This window comes from Halarchaeum salinum, assembly GCF_039520965.1.
GTDB classification, from domain to species: Archaea; Halobacteriota; Halobacteria; order Halobacteriales; family Halobacteriaceae; genus Halarchaeum; species Halarchaeum salinum.
This window is the reverse complement of the sequence record NZ_BAAABL010000074.1, coordinates 1-951: the sequence shown is the minus strand read 5'-3', so window position 1 is coordinate 951 and position 951 is coordinate 1. Positions and strand designations below refer to the sequence as shown.

The window sequence follows — 951 nt, the reverse complement described above, 5'->3', positions numbered from 1 at the left end:
AGTCTACAACGTCGAACAAGCCGTGAAACAGTGAATCCCGTCGCCCTCTGCGGATTCAATGAAGCCCTGTTTCACAGCCCGCTTGATGTTATAGACGACACACATCAGCGCGATTTCTCGGAACTCACGGAACCACGAACGCGCTCGCACGGCGAAGCCGAGCGAGCGCTTCACAGCCGAGTTCACGGTTTCGGTCATAGAGCGCTGATTGTAGCGCTGTTCGTCGATTCTGGCGTTGTGCGCGTGGTCGTATGGTGCGAAGATGCGGTGTTTGATGAGCGGGCGAATCCCGAGGTCACGAAGGGATTCGCGGAGTGACTGCTTGTCATATCCTTTATCGGCGGCGAGAGACCGCAGATCGCCCGCTGGAACGCGGGCGATCTGCTCAGCAAGGTCAGCGTCGCTTCCTTCACGGGTCGTTGAGCAATGAACGTCAAGGACGGCTTGAGAGTCTGTATCGACGAGTTTCGTGACTTTCAGCTTCTGAACGCGGTAGCTCGTTCGCTGGCAATAGTGGCGGCTCGCAGCTGAGCGTTCGTAGAACGTGGCGTCAATGGCTCCGTGCTTTGAGGGATCGTGCAGCTGCGCCGACTGGCGCAGCAGCACTCGACAGACGCTCATACTGATCCGGTCGAACGCCTTACACAAGGTGGAGGGCGAGGGGAGATCGGCCTTGCTGAGGCCGATCTCCCCGGTTATTTGTGGCATCTCCTTGAGCAGGTCGATGGTCATTCGGTAGGAGGTATCGAGGTAAATCCGCAGACAGTGCAGGGAAACGAGTGCATAGTCGGCGAATCCGCCGCCACCTTCGGGGGCGGCGGATTCGTCTCCATCGCCAGTAACTCTTTGAGCAACCGGGACAACTTCCCCAGTGAAGCGGGAGATTTGCGTCATAGACACTCGCAGCCTCCCGCTTCAACTCCTTTGATTTAGCGCCCTATCCCGACGCAG

General features: G+C 58.0%; 1 protein-coding gene. It reads right to left on the bottom strand.

The features are described 5' to 3' along the window. Positions 1–3: 3 nt before the first annotated feature. On the bottom strand, positions 4–894 hold the full coding sequence (locus ABDZ36_RS12515; protein WP_343749338.1) for an IS5 family transposase: 891 nt from the start codon (positions 892–894) through the stop codon (positions 4–6). Positions 895–951: the final 57 nt, after the last annotated feature.

What these genes read in the sequence shown, in the direction of transcription:
- ABDZ36_RS12515 (WP_343749338.1), bottom strand. Translation starts at nt 894, where the DNA reads ATGACGCAAATCTCCCGCTTCACTGGGGAAGTTGTCCCGGTTGCTCAA.